Annotated in this window: 16 protein-coding genes; 2 read left to right on the forward strand and 14 right to left on the reverse strand. The window is 39.7% G+C overall.

The annotated features are described in order from the left end of the window. Nucleotides 1-5: 5 nt before the first annotated feature. From glyS to DOK79_RS00215, 11 genes are all read right to left on the reverse strand, one after another. Nucleotides 6-2,075, reverse strand: coding sequence for a glycine--tRNA ligase subunit beta (gene glyS, locus DOK79_RS00165; protein ID WP_206856263.1), 2,070 nt, complete (start codon nt 2,073-2,075; stop codon nt 6-8). 1 nt (nt 2,076) lies between these two features. After that, entirely contained in the window at nt 2,077-2,994 is a 918-nt protein-coding gene (gene glyQ / locus DOK79_RS00170; protein ID WP_206856265.1) for a glycine--tRNA ligase subunit alpha, read from the reverse strand. Nucleotides 2,995-3,369: 375 nt separating this feature from the next. After that, nucleotides 3,370-4,173: a DNA repair protein RecO gene (recO, locus tag DOK79_RS00175; protein ID WP_206856268.1), complete on the reverse strand. Its 804-nt coding sequence runs from the start codon at nt 4,171-4,173 to the stop codon at nt 3,370-3,372. Between the two features lie 269 nt (nt 4,174-4,442). Continuing rightward, the gene (era, locus tag DOK79_RS00180) at nt 4,443-5,342 is read right to left on the reverse strand and encodes a GTPase Era (RefSeq protein WP_206856271.1); all 900 of its coding nucleotides are present in this window, start codon (nt 5,340-5,342) and stop codon (nt 4,443-4,445) included. Nucleotides 5,343-5,355: 13 nt separating this feature from the next. Next, complete coding sequence (locus tag DOK79_RS00185) at nt 5,356-5,769, reverse strand: diacylglycerol kinase family protein (RefSeq protein WP_206856274.1); 414 nt, start codon at nt 5,767-5,769, stop codon at nt 5,356-5,358. After that, nucleotides 5,747-6,223 (reverse strand): rRNA maturation RNase YbeY, encoded by a 477-nt coding sequence (ybeY, locus tag DOK79_RS00190; protein WP_206856277.1) that lies wholly within the window; start codon nt 6,221-6,223, stop codon nt 5,747-5,749. Before ybeY ends, DOK79_RS00185 begins: the two co-directional genes overlap by 23 nt. Nucleotides 6,224-6,243: 20 nt before the next feature. Beyond that, nucleotides 6,244-8,433, reverse strand: coding sequence for an HD family phosphohydrolase (locus DOK79_RS00195; RefSeq protein ID WP_206856279.1), 2,190 nt, complete (start codon nt 8,431-8,433; stop codon nt 6,244-6,246). A 21-nt stretch (nt 8,434-8,454) separates the two neighbouring features. Then, nucleotides 8,455-9,426: a PhoH family protein gene (locus tag DOK79_RS00200; RefSeq protein ID WP_206856281.1), complete on the reverse strand. Its 972-nt coding sequence runs from the start codon at nt 9,424-9,426 to the stop codon at nt 8,455-8,457. Between the two features lie 267 nt (nt 9,427-9,693). After that, entirely contained in the window at nt 9,694-10,140 is a 447-nt protein-coding gene (locus DOK79_RS00205) for a GatB/YqeY domain-containing protein (RefSeq protein ID WP_206856285.1), read from the reverse strand. A 26-nt stretch (nt 10,141-10,166) separates the two neighbouring features. After that, nucleotides 10,167-10,343, reverse strand: a complete 177-nt coding sequence (gene rpsU / locus DOK79_RS00210; RefSeq protein ID WP_002356740.1) for a 30S ribosomal protein S21 — start codon at nt 10,341-10,343, stop codon at nt 10,167-10,169. 164 nt (nt 10,344-10,507) lie between these two features. Continuing rightward, nucleotides 10,508-10,936 (reverse strand): Fur family transcriptional regulator, encoded by a 429-nt coding sequence (locus DOK79_RS00215; protein WP_206856288.1) that lies wholly within the window; start codon nt 10,934-10,936, stop codon nt 10,508-10,510. Between the two features lie 91 nt (nt 10,937-11,027). Here DOK79_RS00215 and DOK79_RS00220 point away from each other — a divergent pair, with 91 nt between their 5' ends. Beyond that, a complete protein-coding gene (locus DOK79_RS00220; protein ID WP_206856290.1) occupies nt 11,028-11,885 on the forward strand; it encodes a pyruvate, water dikinase regulatory protein in 858 nt (285 codons plus the stop codon). 78 nt (nt 11,886-11,963) lie between these two features. On the opposite strand, the gene DOK79_RS00225 is transcribed toward DOK79_RS00220, so the two are convergent. Continuing rightward, entirely contained in the window at nt 11,964-12,263 is a 300-nt protein-coding gene (locus DOK79_RS00225) for an ArsR/SmtB family transcription factor (protein ID WP_206856292.1), read from the reverse strand. Between the two features lie 66 nt (nt 12,264-12,329). Then, the gene (locus DOK79_RS00230) at nt 12,330-14,057 is read right to left on the reverse strand and encodes a phospho-sugar mutase (protein WP_206856295.1); all 1,728 of its coding nucleotides are present in this window, start codon (nt 14,055-14,057) and stop codon (nt 12,330-12,332) included. Between the two features lie 303 nt (nt 14,058-14,360). Here DOK79_RS00230 and DOK79_RS00235 point away from each other — a divergent pair, with 303 nt between their 5' ends. Beyond that, nucleotides 14,361-15,656: an ISL3 family transposase gene (locus DOK79_RS00235; RefSeq protein WP_207115953.1), complete on the forward strand. Its 1,296-nt coding sequence runs from the start codon at nt 14,361-14,363 to the stop codon at nt 15,654-15,656. Nucleotides 15,657-15,863: 207 nt separating this feature from the next. Here DOK79_RS00235 and trxB read toward each other — a convergent pair whose 3' ends face one another. Further along, nucleotides 15,864-16,790 (reverse strand): thioredoxin-disulfide reductase, encoded by a 927-nt coding sequence (gene trxB, locus DOK79_RS00240; RefSeq protein ID WP_206853733.1) that lies wholly within the window; start codon nt 16,788-16,790, stop codon nt 15,864-15,866. Nucleotides 16,791-16,830: the final 40 nt, after the last annotated feature.

The raw sequence follows: 16,830 nt of genomic DNA on the forward strand, positions 1-16,830 counted from the left end.
TGGCTTTACTTTGTAATGATTTGATCTAGACTTGCAATACTCAATGCCATATCAGCAATTTGTTGTAATTGCGCTAGACGATTGTTGCGGACAGCTTCATCTTCGACCATTACCATCGTTTGATCGAAATACTGATCGATAACTGGTCTCAAGCTAACTAATTGGTCATAATTCTCTTTGAGTGTCCGTTCAGCAAACTGAGCTTTCACTTCTTCGACCGCTGCATACAATGCTTTTTCTGCTTCATTTTCAAATAAGCTTGGATCTACTTCAACTGTCGTGCCTTCCGCTTTTTTCGCTAGATTCATCACACGTGTCAAAGCTTCCATTGATGGTTTGAAGTTTTCATCTTGTAGACGTTCTTTCAATAGACGTGCTGCTGCAAATACTGTAGTCAAATTGCTTTCTTTTGCATTCAAGACAGCATCGATCACATCATGACGGATAGCTTTTGTTACCAAACGTTGGCGCAAACGACCTTTGATAAAGTCGATGACATCATTTCCTTGAACAAATGCTAAACCAAAACGCTCTTGGTTTTCATTGATTGCATCATTTACTTCTTGTTGTAATTGTGCCAATGGGAACGCCCATTGTTTTTCTTCAATGATTCGAACGATACCATAGGCTTGACGACGTAATGCGTATGGATCGTTTGATCCGCTTGGTATCATTCCTACAGTGAAGAAAGAGAAAATACTATCTAGTTTATCCGCAATCGCTAAGACTGCACCAACAGCTGTTTCTGGTAGTTCACCTTCACTAGCGATCGGCAAGTAGTGTTCGCGGATCGCTGTCGCAACTGCTGGATTTTCTCCGTGCAACAACGCATATTTCTCACCCATGATCCCTTGAAGTTCTGGGAATTCGCCAACCATGTTCGTGACTAGGTCAAACTTGTAGATTTCTCCTGCACGTTGTAAGTCAGAAAGTTCTTCTGAAGATAAACCGACTGATTGACCAATCACTGATGCAATCACTTGTACACGTTGCATTTTTTCATAAATGCTACCGATTTTTTCATGGAAAGTGACTGATTTCAATTTATTGACATAGTGTTCGATCGGGAATTTTTTATCTTCATTGTAAAAGAATTCCGCATCTTCTAAACGAGCAGTCAATACTTTTTGATTCCCACGAACAACGTTATCTAACTTCACACGATCGCCGTTTCGTACAGCGATAAAGTGTGGCAATAGTTGTCCTTTCGCATTTCGCACATCAAAATAGCGTTGATGTTCCTTCATTGAAGTCACAAGAACTTCTTCAGGCACAGACAAATATTTTTCTTCAAAGTCACCAGCAAAGACTGTTGGATACTCCACTAGATTATTGACTTCTTCAAGTAGGTCTTCATCAAAATCAATATGCCAGTCATTTTCTGTTGATAATTGAGTGGCTTGTTCCATGATCTTTTCTCTTCTCTTTTGTGGAGAGGCAATCACAAATTGCTCAGATAGTTTTTCTTCATACTCCCCTGGATGGGCAAATGTAACTTCTTCTCCTAAGAAACGATGCCCACGAGAAGTACGTCCAGTTTTCACATCTAAAAATTCAAACGGGATCACATCTTCTCCTAACAGTGCCACGATCCAGTGAATTGGGCGGATGTATTCAAAGTCAAATGACGACCAGTGCATCGTGACAGGGAATGTCATGCTTTTAATGACATCGATCAGTCCTGTTAAGACTTCGATGGCTGGTTTTCCTTGTGTATATTTCGTGACATAAACGTATTCTACGCCTTTGATTTCTCGGAAAGTGATATCGTCTGTTGTCACTCCTTGTCCACGAACAAATCCTTGCGCTGCTTTAGACCAGTTACCTTCTGCGTCTAAAGCAATTTTTTTCGCAGGTCCTTTTACTTCTTCTTCACTATCCGCTTGACGTTCGGGTACGTTTGTTACTTTGATCGCCAAACGACGTGGTGTAGAGAATGTCTCAATTGCATCGTAAGTCAATTGATTGGCTGTTAAAAAAGCTGCTGCTTTTTCTTCTAATTGTTTCATGCTCGGTGTCACTACATGCGCGGGCATTTCTTCCAAGCCGATTTCTAATAATAAGTCTTTTGCCATCTTATTCAGCCTCCTTAACGGTCGTTGGTTTTTCTGTTTGATCGTTCAGCAGTGGGAATCCAAGTTTTTCACGTTCTGCGACAAAGATTTTTGCTACAGATTTCGCCATATTACGAATACGTGCCAAGTAACCGGCACGCTCAGTCACAGATACCGCACCACGGGCATCTAATAGATTGAACGTATGGCTGCATTTCAAGATATAATCATACGCTGGATGAACCAGATTTTCTTCAATGCAACGTTTCGCTTCTTTTTCAAAACGGTCAAAGTTGCTTAACAGTAATTCTTGATCACTGACTTCAAATGAATATTTTGAGTGTTCGTATTCTGGTTGTTTGAAGATTTCTCCATATTTGACACCTGCTGACCATTCAAGATCATAGACACTTTCAACTTCTTGGATGTAAGAAGCTAAGCGTTCCAATCCATAAGTGATTTCTGAAGTGACTGGTTTACAAGGCAAGCCCCCAACTTGTTGGAAGTACGTAAATTGAGTGATCTCCATACCGTCTAACCAAACTTCCCAACCAACACCGGCACAGCCCATCGAAGGATTTTCCCAGTTATCTTCAACAAAGCGGATGTCATGTTCCAACGGATCGATCCCTAATAGTCGCAAGCTTTCCAAATAAAGTTCTTGGATATTTTCTGGTGATGGCTTCATTACGACTTGGAATTGATGATGTTGGTACAAACGGTTAGGGTTTTCGCCATAACGACCATCGGCTGGTCGACGTGACGGCTCAACATATGCAGCATTCCACGGCTCTGGACCGATTGCTCGCAAGAAAGTATATGGGCTCATTGTGCCCGCCCCTTTTTCTGTATCGTATGCTTGCATCAGCATACAACCGTTTGAAGACCAAAATTTTTGTAATGTCAAAATCATTTCTTGAACTGTTTGCTTCTTACTCATAAAATTACCCCTTTCATCTTAACCAAGAATCAAAAATAGTAACAAAAAAAGTCCCTATGTTTGCATAAACAAACATAGGGACGAAAATGTTCGCGGTTCCACCCTACTTCCGAGTCACTCGGCAGCTTCGTTGATCGTACTCACAAGTGCCTCTTCAAAAATCGTTTGCATCCGGCTCACACTCTCCCGAACTCGCTTGTGCCACATGATTTCCTACTGATCTTGATCATCGTACGTATTTGATATTGAATGTACTTCATCAGTTACACTCATCTATTGAAAAAATAATCGTTACTATCTAGGCTTTATAATAGACGGTAACTAGCTACTTTGTCAAATATTTTTGAAAAAAAGTGCTTTGTTTCAATTTACCGATCATTCTTCGGTGGGCTTCTCCTGATTTCGATCATTCGCTGGTTTCATGATATGCTCCCAACTTTTCATTTGATCGATAAATTTTTTACTTTTTAAATGAATCCCGACGTATTCTTCATATAGCAGATCGATCAATTGACGAATTTTTTGCTTCGTTTCTTCTTTGACATTGATCCCACTGATACGATCATACGAAATCGCCGAAAACATCCGTACAAAGTAGACTGCACGAGGGTCGGCATGATAGCGATGATGATCTAACTCCCAGTGGTTTTCACATAAGACACCGCCATATTTTGATGAGTAATCAAATTTTCCTTGAGTCTGCCCACATACCGCACAATGCGTCCAAACTGGCGAGATCCCAAAGCGTTGCAACAATTGGATCTCAAAGATGTTGGTAATGATCTCGGGATCATCTCCTTGATCCATACGTTGTAGTGCTTGATGGGTAAATTGAAACAGATTGGGATCATATTGTCGATCCTCGATTGCCGCATCGATTAGGTTCAACAAGTACGTCCCATAACCGCTAAGAAAGATATCTTCTTGGATCTTACGAAACGAATGGACATCTTTCACGCTGTTAACAAAGGACAATCCTTCATTATGAAAATGACCGATATAGACTGCTTCCGTAAAAGGGAGCAAAGCCGGCGCGATCGGCTGATTTTGACGATGGATTCCCTTGACGTAAAACATCATTTTACCTGCCGATTCTGTAAATATCTTAACTAATTTATCTTTTTCCTTGTAGTTCCGGCTTGAAAGGATGATCCCTTTTGATTCTGCAAGCTGACTCATCGTCACGCCTCCTCTGATTTAAACATCGACTGCTTTTTTAATAAGCAAGAAAGTAGGAAAAAGTCATGCGAGCATCTAAGACAAAATTACTAGGCTCTTTTTGTCTTAATTGCTTCCATGACTTATTGATCCTTTACGCTACAACTAGATAAACGGTGTTCGAAAGCTAACTCCTACGATATTAAGCCAAAATTTGAAAAAATATGAGAAGCTATTTTCTCAAATTATTTCTTAATACTCGGAGTTGACCAGCTTTCTCACAATCTTGTTTAGTACTCGTCTTGACGATACCCAAAATCTTGTAAATAAACTCGCTTGTCTCGCCAATCTTTTTGGACTTTGACCCAAAGCTCTAAAAAGACTTTATCCCCCAACAGGTTCTCAATATCTCTTCGTGCTTTTGTGCCGATATCCTTCAGCATCTTACCGCCTTTGCCGATAATGATCCCTTTTTGACTATCGCGCTCCACGATGATCGTCGCTTGGATATGGATTTTATTGTTCTCATTGCGTTTCATTGTGTCGATCACTACTGCAACTGAATGCGGGACTTCATCTCGTGTTAAGAATAAAACTTTTTCTCGGATCAATTCAGAAACGATAAAGTACTCGGGATGGTCTGTCACTTGATCGTCAGGGAAATATTGTGGCCCTTCAGGCATTTCATCCACTAAAACATCCATCAAACGCTCCACATTGTTTCCTTCTGTAGCAGAAATCGGCACCACTTGTGCAAAGTCCATTTGTGTCGAATAATCTTCAATGATCCCTAATAGCTCATCAGGATGAACCTTATCGATCTTATTGATGACCAAATATACCGGTGATTGAACATTTTTCAATCGTTCGATGATAAAATCGTCACCTTTTCCTCTTTTTTGATCGGCGCTGATCATAAATAATACCGCATCGACTTCACGTAATGCACTATAGGCTGTTTCTACCATGAAATCACCTAAGCGATGTTTTGGCTTATGGATCCCAGGTGTATCAATGAAGATCAATTGCGCTTCAGGAGTCGTATATACTCCTTGAATCTTATTTCTCGTCGTTTGCGCTTTATCACTCATGATCGCGATTTTTTGACCAACGATCCGATTAAGCAATGTGGACTTACCAACATTTGGTCGCCCAACGATTGCGACAAATCCAGATTTATGTTCTGACATAGTTACTCTCCTTTTAATTAAAAAACAGTTGATAGATTTTTGGACCAAATAAAATGATCCCGACGATCACAGCAAAACAAGCTGTCAATAGCACCGCACCAGCTGCCATATCTTTGATTTTTTTTCCAATTGGATGAAAATGGAAGTCTGTGAACATATCGACTACATTTTCAAACACAGTATTCATGATCTCAACGATCCATACGAGAAAGACTGAAAGGAGCAACCAGAGCCACTCCATTCGATCCAATTGAAAGACGACGCCCATTAGCAATGCAATGATGCCAAAAGCAACGTGTTTCTTCATATTTCGTTCTTCATCGAAAACTGTTTTAACGCCTTGTAAAGCAAACTCCACTGACATCCAAAAATGTTTGTTTTTATCTGCCTTTTGTTCTTCTTTTCTACCTTTTAAGTCCATAAGCATCTAAAATCTCTTTCTGTAGTCCAAACATTTCCGCTTCATCTTCAGGTGTCATGTGATCATAGCCATTGATGTGTAAAAAGCCATGCACGGCTAAGAATCCTAATTCACGATCATAGGAATGACCGTACTCTTCTGCTTGTTCTTTTGCTCGATCGATCGAGATCATGATATCACCTAACACACGAGGCATTGGCTCATCGTCCTCTTCAAAAATCACCGGGATCTCATCTTCAACCTCATCTTCTAATGCAAAACTGATCACATCAGTTGGTGCATCTTTGCCACGGTACGTACGATTGATTTCCTGAATAGACGGATTATCCATGAACGTGACCGACATTTCTGTTTCATCTGATAAAGAAAGTTTTTTTGCGGCAAATTGAAGAAGTTCTTCGATTTCTTTGATTTTCGTTTCAGATACAGTATTTGTTTCATCGATAAATGTAATATCCATTAGGCATCGCTTCCTTCTTGCTATTCTTTTTCTTGTTTCATTTTTTCTGCTTCAGATTTCATCTTAGGGTATTTGATCCTTGAATGGAAGGTACTGCTCAAGCCGCTAACAAGGGATTTTTCCACTTTGCGGATTTCTTTGAGTGTCAATCCACTGTCATCTAGCTGTCCATCAGAAATTCGTTCTTCAATCAAATTATGCACAAAAGCCTGGATTTTTTCGCTCGTCGGATGATCCATTGCTCGCACAGCGGCTTCGCAACTATCCGCAATATTGACGATCCCAGCTTCGCGGGTTTGTGGTCTTGGTCCAGGATAACGGAATTGTTCTTCCGTTACTTCCGGGTTACGTTCTTTTGCTTTGATGTAGAAATAACGCATCAAGGTCGTCCCATGATGTTGCTTGCAAATATCGATCACCATTTGTGGCATATCGTATTCTTCTAAAATTTTAGCGCCATCTGTCACATGCCCAAAAATAATCTGTTTACTATCTTCAGGAAGTAAAAAATTATGCGGATTTTCTGCGCCAGAAGGCAGGTTTTCGACGAAAAAGCTCGCATGTTTGATTTTGCCGATATCGTGGTAGTAACAAGCTACTCGGGTCAATAGTGACCGCCCGCCGATCTCAGCGACTGCATTCGCACTTAGATTTGCAACCATCATACTATGGTGGTAAGTGCCGGGTGCTTCTTCTAGTAATTGCTTCAACAAAGGATGATTTGGATTACTCAATTCATTCAAAACGATCACACTGTCGTCATTTACCAATAATTCGATATATGGATGTAATCCGATCGTCAAGAGATAAGATAGGAATGCACCCATGAAACCACACACTAACGTCAACCAAGTCGTACCATCACTAAAACTCATTCCTTGATAAACCACTAGAACGACATCCATCAATAATGGAAAGACAACGACCCACATGATTGCTGGAAACCATTGTTCTGAAATCCGTTGACGCTTCAAGATCGCTGCTAAAAAGCCAGCAAAAAGATACGAGATCAAAATAACGGTCAAGAAATTCGTACCAATCGAATTATAAAAAATGAACAGCGCTGAAACTGCTTGGAATAACGCAGCCATGATACCTGCTCTTCGATTTAGGAAAAAGTTCAACACAAGCGGTACGAACGCCGCTGGATAAAGCAGCGGAATATAAGTTGCTTGTTCTGTTTGAAAGACTTGGAAAAATTTCATCAATAAAATACTGATGGACATGGCTGTCACATAAAAAAGAATATATTCTGTTCGTTTGAATAGATCTTTATATTGGAGTGAGTTGTAGAATAACACGCCAATTTGTAACAATACCGCTAAAATCATTGCGACAAGTGGAAAAATTGAGGTAGATTGACTCGTCAACCCTAGCAATTCTAACTTTTTCATCGCGGTTGCATCGATCTGGTTTCCTTCACGAACAATGATCTCCCCTTGGAAAATCATGACAGGTTGAATCGAATCTCGTGCCTCTTGCTTCAATTCTTCTGTCCGCTTCTCGTTTAGAATGTCATTGACAACGATTCCCTGATCCACTAAGTAACGGATCATTTCTTGTTGTTCAGCCGAAACATTCAAATATTGGATCTTCTCGTCTGCTTCTTGTTTGAAATTGTCCAGATCACTTTCTCGAACTTGCTTACTCATTTGTTCGTCGATCAATTTCAAGCTTTCATCACGAATCGTCGTGATCTCACTATCGGACATATCCATGATCGTTGAGTAAAAACTATTTGGTAATTTCTGATAGAATGCGACATCATCAGCATTTGAATTTTCAAATATTCGTTTCAAAGCTGCTATCCGTTCTTCTACGGTTGGTTTTGGTACATTTTCATCTTCTTTTGCCTTACTGACTTTCTCTTCGTATTGCTTGTCGATCGTGTCATTGGCACGCCTGATCAATACAAATAGTTGATTGATACGACGATCTTGTTCAGAAGCTAGATCACTTTGATAAGTGTATTCAGGTGTGACCGCTTCAGCAGCTAACTTCCTTTTTTGCTCTGTTTCTTCCGTGTTCTCAATCGTTTTATTGGCACGGATACTTTCTTCTGCTACTTGTCCTTCTCTAAAATCATTGGGCTTTTGTTTTACACTGCTAAACATTATCCCACACATCAAAATGAAGAAAAGCAATAAGAGAAATGGAGCAGCAGCTTTACCTAGTTTCGCTTGAAGGTGCTGCAATATTTTGTTCAACATGTGGTAATCCTCCTAAAAAAGCTATTCCTGATGAAGATCCGCTTTTTCATAAGCTTTGATGATTTCTGCCACGACAGGGTGACGGACGACATCGCTAGCTTCAAAATTCACAAAATCGATTTTTTTGATTTGTTTGAGTGTTCGTTCAGCATGGATCAATCCACTCATTGTCCCTTTTGGCAAATCGATCTGGCTCGTATCCCCATTGACGATCATTTTTGACTGATAACCAAGACGAGTCAAAAACATTTTCATTTGGGCAACCGTCGTATTTTGGGCCTCATCTAAAATGACAAAAGCATCATCTAAGGTTCTTCCACGCATATAGGCAATTGGGGCGATTTCAATGATTCCTCGCTCCATCAAACGATTCGTATGATCCAATCCAAAAATTTGATACAAAGCATCATACACAGGACGTAAGTATGGATCGACTTTCTCTTTTAGATCTCCTGGTAAGAAACCAAGATTCTCTCCTGCTTCAACGGCTGGACGAGTCAAAATGATTTTTTGGACTTCGCCTTTTTTCAACGCAGCAATGGCTAGTACGACAGCCAGAAATGTTTTTCCGGTGCCGGCTGGTCCTACACCAAAGACAACATCATGTTTTGCTACAGAATCGACGTATTTTTTTTGTCCGCTGTTTTTGACACGGATCGGTTTGCCATTCCGGTCTTTGACGATTTCTTGTTCATACATCTCAACAAAATAATCCAGCGTCCCTTTTTGCGCCATTTTTAATGCTGTGACTACATCAGGCATACTGACATGGATTCCTCGTTTGATCAATTCTTGTAATGTTCGAATCACGGAAGCGGCCAAAGAAATATCGGTTTCGTCGCCGATGATCTGGATGACTTCCCCTCTTGCATGGATCGTCGTTTCAGTTGTTTCTTCGATCAGTTTGATATGTTTATCATGTGATCCTAAAAGCATACTGACATCATCAGCAGCTGTTAATCTAATATCCAAAGAACTAGACTCTTCTGTCAAAAATAGACATCTCCTTTATTTCAAATCGTTCCTCCCTATTCTACCATAATCACGAAAAACTATATAGCGAATAAAATGCGACGTTTTTACAAAAAGATGTTACAAATAAGAATCAACGATTGATCAAGCGGTCTAGACATTAAAATCAGTACTTTATTACTCCAAAAATTTTATATGATGAGTAAAAAAACTGTTTTATTGAGAATTTCTCATAGAAACACAAAAAAACTACGGACATTTTCATGTCCGTAGTTTCATTTGCTAAGATTAAGACTGCAATAGTTCTTTTACGATAGCATTGACTTGGTTTCCATCTGCTTTTCCTTTGACTTTAGGCATGATAACTCCCATGACTTTACCAAATTCTTTTACAGATGAAGCACCTGTTTGCGTGATCGCTTCTTGAACAAGTTGTCGAATTTCTTCTTCAGAAAGTTGTTCTGGCATATACTTTTCGACTATCACAATTTCACTTTTCACTTTTTCAGCTAAATCGTCACGTCCAGCTTCCTCGAATTCATGCAAAGAATCACGGCGTTGTTTCATTTCGCGAGACAACACTGTTAGTTCTTCTTCTTCTGTCAAGTCGTGACCTTCTTTAATCTGCTCGTTTTGTATAGATGACTTGATCATACGAATCACCTGTAAAGATTCTTTATCTTTAGCTTTCATCGCTGTCTTCATGTCATCGTTCAATCTACTTAGTAGTGACACACTACCAACTCCAATTCATCAAAGAACTAGAATTTTTTGCGTTTTCTAGCTGCTTCAGATTTTTTCTTACGCTTTACACTTGGTTTTTCGTAGAATTCACGTTTACGAGATTCTTGTAAAGTACCCGCTTTTGACACGGAACGTTTGAAGCGACGAAGAGCATCGTCAAGTGATTCGTTTTTGCGAACGACTGTTTTTGACATATTAATTCCCTCCCTCCGAGCTTAAAAAGTAACCGTAATTGTTATTGAAATGTTAATCTCAAGAAACAAGACTGTTCTATAAACATTATAGCTAATGCAGTTTTGACCGTCAAGAGAATCTTATGATTTTTTTAAATATTCAATTGTTATTTTATTGAAAATTATCATTGACAGCTCTCACAGCGACCAAATATTTCAAAACGATGCCCTTCAATGGTACATCCACTTAATTGCTCTTCGAAGTAATTCATTGGGCACATATGGATTTCTTTTGTCACACCACAAACGGTACAAATAAAGTGATGATGGTGTCCGATCTCGCCTTGGCAACAATGGAAACGGAATTTCATCTCTCCATTTAAATCGGTTTCTTCCAAAAGGTCCAACTCTGAAAAATCGTGCAAATTACGATAGATCGTGTCATAGCTGACCCCTTTAAATTCCTGACTCATATAATCAAAGACTTCCTTTGCAGAGACATACCGATTGCGTTTTATCAAATAAGCGAGCAATGCTTCCCGCTTTTTAGTGTATTTAAATCCGTTATTTTTCAATGTTTCTAAAGATTGTTCGATCAATGTTTGTTTATTCATGATTATCCCCCAAATCAAAATGATTACGAAGTATGGATACTTGAGTATGGTATAATAAACCTAAAAAAAAAGCAAGTGAGGTTTTTTATTTATGACTGCCGAATCAAACGAAGTCGTTACCTTCTTTGTCATTTCAGACTCCGCAGGTGAAACAGCGACAAAATTAGCCCAAGCCACGATGGCGCAATACCCGTCGATCGAATTTAGTTTATTTCGACGAACTTTTGTGACAGACCCGGATACGTTACAGCGTGCGCTAACGGATGCCTTGGCAGAAAAAGCGTTAGTGCTTCATACTTTGATCAATCAAGAATTAGTCGACCTGACTAATGAGTTTTGTCAAAAAAACAAGTTATACAGCTTTGATGTATTGACACCTCCGATTGCCGAGATCGAGCGCTTGACTGGCATCAAACCGACACGTCAACCGGGGGCACTTCATCTCTTGAATGAAAATTATTTCAAGCGCATCAAAGCGATGGAATTTGCAGTGAAATACGATGATGGCAAAGATCCTCGTGGTTTTTTAGAAGCCGATGTCGTCTTACTTGGTGTATCTAGAACTTCTAAAACACCATTAAGTTTGTTTTTAGCCAATAAGAATCTAAAAGTTGCGAATCTACCGCTGATTCCACAAGCACATATCCCTAAACAGTTGTGGGAAATCGATCCAAAAAAAATTGTTGGTTTAACAAATAATCCTGATATTTTAAATAACATTCGTAAAGAACGGATGCGTTCGTATGGTCTTAACCCGGATACTGCTTACTCAGATATCGAAAAAATTCGTGCAGAGCTTGAATTTGCCAATGAACTTTATGAGAAATTAGGTTGTGTGGTCATCAATGTCGCATCTCTTTCTATTGAAGAAACAGCTTCATTGATATTAAACGAGTTGGAATTGGAAGACCATAGCTATTACGGCACGGAAACATCTGAAGAAAAATAGTTCAACTCTCTTTAGATGATAAAAACAGGATTTGAATCCGCTGATGCGTGGATCAAATCCTGTTTTTCGTTTATCAAGTTAATTTTTTTGATGCGCTACATGCTTGATCGTTTGCTCTAAAATATCCAAAACGTGGAAGTCATCTAGACTATAAAGGATCGTTTTCCCTTCACGTCGGGATTTCACCACATGATTTTCACGCAGTAAACGTAACTGATGGGACACAGCCGATTGTTCCATTTGAACTGCTTGACTGATCGACGTAACATTCTTTTCTCCATCTTTTAGATAAAGTAAAATATTCAAACGTGTCGGATCACTTAATACTTTGAATAGTTGACTCACTTTATCTACTTGTATGTGTTGATTGATTGCCAACAGCTTCACCTCCGTCAAAAAGACTGACTACTAAAGTGTACCACTTTTTTCGTCAGTCTCAACTATTTATTCTTCTGTCATTGATTTGATGCTGGCTTCAAACGCAGAGATTTTTTCTTGGGCTGCTTCATTTGAATCACCTTTGACACCAATATAAAATTTGATTTTTGGTTCAGTTCCAGAAGGACGGATCGCAATCCAACCATCTTCCTCCAATGTGTATTTCAAGACATCTGAAGGTGGTGTTGTTAGTTTTTCCGTCTGTCCATTTGCATCTGTTCTTGTTTGTGCTTTGAAATCTTCTGTTTGTAAGACTTTTGCTCCGGCAAATTCAGTTGGTGCATCGTTTCTGAATTTCTCCATCAATTGGGCGATTTTCGCTGAACCTTCTTGACCACTCATCGTAACTGAGATTGTTTTTTCTGCATAGTAGCCATAAGTTTCAAAAATCGATTGTAAGCCGTCATAAAGCGTCTTATCTTGTTTTTTATAAAATGCTGCAACTTCGGCTAATAATAATAGCGCTTGAATCGCATCTTTGTCGCGAACGAATGGTTTGACCAAATAGCCGTAGCTTTCTTCAAAACCAAACATAAATGTATGGGAGTCTGTCTCTTCAAATTGTTGAATTTTTTCAGCAATAAATTTGAAGCCAGTCAAGACGTTCATCATTTCTGCCCCGTAATGTTTGGCGATCGCTGTTGGCAATTCACTTGAAACGATCGATTTCAAGACTGCTGCATTTTCTGGTAACGTTCCTTTTTCTAGATGTGCTTCCAAAATATATTGAACGAGTAATGCACCGATTTGATTTCCTGTCAGCACTTTATACGAACCATCTGGCAAGCGCACAGCTGCACCTAGTCGATCGGCATCCGGATCAGTAGCGATCAGTAGGTCTGCGCCTTCTTTTTCGCCTAGACGGATCGCATATTCAAAAGCAGAGTGTTCTTCTGGATTTGGTGATTTGACGGTAGTGAAGTCTGGGTCAGCGACCGCTTGTTCAGGAACCAAGACGAATTGTTCAAAGCCTGCTTGAGTCAACGCACGCTCGCCTAACATTTTGCCTGTACCATGTAACGGTGTGAAGACTAGCTTCAACTCTTTCCCTAATGTTTCTACTAATTCATGATTGATCGTCACTGCTTTGATTTCTTCCAAGTATGCTTGATCGATTTCTTCGCCGATGATCGTGATCAAATCACTATTTTTTGCTTGTTCTTCCGCTAAAACTTCCACTTTCAATGGATTACTTACGTTGCGGACATATTTTGTCAATGCGTCTGCATCAGCAGGTGGCATTTGTCCACCGTCTTCGCCATAGACTTTATAACCGTTATATGCCGCAGGATTATGAGAAGCTGTCACCATGATCCCTGCAAACGCGTTAAGATGACGAACCGCAAAAGAAAGCTCTGGTGTTGGACGTAAGCTTTCAAACACAAAAGATGGAATCCCATGTTGTGCTAAAGTTTTCGCCGCTTCCATCGCAAATTCTGGCGATTGATGGCGTGAATCATAAGCAATTGCCACACCACGTTTTTTGGTTTCTGTTCCTTGTTCATCCATAAATTGCGCAAGTCCTTCTGTGGCTTGACGTACTGTATAGATGTTCATTCGATTGATACCAGGACCTAAGATCCCGCGCATTCCTGCTGTTCCAAATTCCAAAGGTGCGTAGAACGCATCTTCTAATTTTTCAGGATTTTCACTTAATTCTTTTAATTGTTTTTTTAAATTTTCTTCTAATGATTCTTCAGTTGCCCATTGCTCGTAAACTTGTTTCCAAGACATGAAGCTGACACCTCTTTCTAAAAATATGTTCCTTTCTAAGTATAGCATTCTCTTTTTAGATAGCAAAGCATAAGAAAAGGTTGTGAAAGAAGCGCTTTGCCCGGAACACATTTTTATCTGGGTGATGAAAAAGCTAATAAAAAAAGCCCTACCAGCCGAGAATAGTGGCTCTATAATAAAGTGGACTGATGAATCAATTCTGATTCGTCAGTCCACTTTTTCTTTTTGGGTATTAAAAAACATATCGTTCTCTAGTATGATTAAATCACCACAAAATAAACAACTGAGAGGACGATATGCTCTATGGAAAATTCTATCAAAAAAATGCTCCGATTAACAGATAAATATTTAACCATCCAAGATGTTTCTTACGAAACGTTCCATCAAACCAATACTTTAGTTATTGACGCAGTGTTAGCTCCTCCTACTTCTGCTTGTTTGACTTGTGGCTCTGCCGTGAGAGATTCGAAGGGGAAAACGGTCATTGTCAAAAATGGCAAGAAAATGACCTGCATTCGTTTCGATCAATTCAACCATTTACCGCTAATCATGCGGCTGAAGAAACAACGTTATCACTGTAGAAACTGCCATACCCATTGGACAGCCCAAAGCTATTTTGTTCGGCCAAATCATTCGATTGCCGAGCATGTAAAAATGAAAATCATTGCTTTACTCACCGAAAAGGTCTCCTTATCTTTTATCGCAAAGCATTGCCAGGTGTCTATTCCAACGGTGACGCGTATTTTGAAGTCGTTAAAAACCTATTTACCAAAACAAGCCAAGCGCCACCTGCCCAAAGTATTGATGGTCGATGAATTTCGTTCCCATGTATCCTCAGAAGATAAGATGAGTTTTATTTGTGCCGATGGGGAAACCGGGCAATTAGTTGATATCTTACCCACTCGAAAATTGTCTCGGTTGACCACTTATTTCCAGACATGTGTGAATCCATCTGACGTCGACTATTTAGTTACTGATATGAATGCGGCGTATTTTCAACTAACAAAAAAAGTATTTCCTCATGCCAAACTGGTCATTGATCGTTTTCATGTGGTCAAACACATGAATCAAGCGTTCCAAGATTTTCGTGTCCGTGAAATGAAACGCCTGATTGCTTCGGGCAATCGGACAATGCCAAGGAAATTAAAAAGCCATTGGCGCTTACTCACCAAAAATCGGAAGAATATCAACCACACAGAATATAAAACTTGGCGTAGCTTTCGTGCCCCAAAGTATCCTTACCTGACAGAAGCCATGGTGCTTGACCGTTTATTAAGTGCTTCAACTGCCTTGAAAGTCGCCTATCAAGCGTTCCATGAACTAGCGGATGCCTTTCGTGACAAAGACCACGAGTCATTTTTCACTCTCTTGCATCAGTTACCAGAAACATTAGATAAAGAATTTCGGCTAAAACTACAAAATCTTCTGAGCTATGAAGAAGGGATTCGTCATTCTTTGATTTATCCTTACTCTAATGGGAAAATTGAAGCAAAAAACACCCACATCAAAACACTCAAACGAGTGTCTTATGGCTTTAAATCATTTGAGAACATGCGCATCCGAATCTTTTTGACGAATCAAGTCATTCACGTCAAATAACGAAGAAAATCCGGAGAAGAAGTGTTCACTTCTTCTTCCGGATTTCACTTGATTGCACTCATCAGTCCTTATTGACAAAGAGCCAGAATAGTTTCCTATCTCGGTCATGGTATGGCTTATCTGCAAAGGTGTTACTTTGGGAACACCTTTTATTCCGTTTTAAAGTTAGAAACAAAAATGAATTTTATTTTTGTTCCAGACACCTTATTACGCTTTTGTTTCTTCTAAAGATTCCAAGTATTTATAAACTTGTTGTCCCGCAATCCCACCATCACCAACTGCTGTGGTGATTTGGCGTAAGTCTTTTTCTCTTACATCGCCAATAGCAAAGACACCAGGCATATTCGTGCGCATGTCTTGATCAGTTGGTATCCAGCCTGCATCATTTGTTAGTCCCGCTTTACGGAAAGGTTCTGTCAATGGATCTAACCCAACATAAATGAACACGCCATCTGCTGCTAACTCGATTGGTTCACCAGTTTTTGCATTGTGGCCTTTGACACCAGTCACGACCATCTCATTACCGATGATTTCATCAGTGATCGTATCCCAAACAAAAGAGATTTTTTCATTGGCAAATGCACGATCTTGAATGATCTTTTGCGCTCTTAATTCGTCACGACGATGAACAACGATGACTTCTGAAGCAAATTGTGTCAAATATACCGCTTCTTCTACAGCAGAATCGCCACCACCGATCACAACTAATCGTTTGTTACGGAAAAAAGCTCCGTCACAAACTGCACAGTAAGATACACCACGTCCAGCATATTCTTCTTCGCCTGGTACACCTAGTTTACGATGGATACAACCAGTTGCGATGATCACTGTTTTTGCTTCATAGCTTTTGTCTTCACAAATGACTTCTTTGTAATTGCCATGATCTTTGATATCTTGGACGATACCATAGATGTTTTCGGTACCGAATCGTGAAACACCTTCATACATTTTATAAGCAAGATCTGGACCCATGATCGAGTCAAATCCAGGATAGTTTTCGACTTCTGCGGTATTGTTCATTTGTCCGCCAGGTGCCCCTTGTTCGATCATTGCTACAGATAAGTTTGATCTTGAAGCATATAAAGCAGCTGTCATTCCAGCAGGGCCTGCGCCAATTACGATTACATCATACATATGTAGATTCCTCCGTTTTAAAAATCAAGTAAGCTTACTT

Origin of the sequence: Enterococcus sp. DIV1094, from assembly GCF_017316305.2 — a bacterium.
Lineage (GTDB): Bacteria > Bacillota > Bacilli > Lactobacillales > Enterococcaceae > Enterococcus_B > Enterococcus_B mangumiae.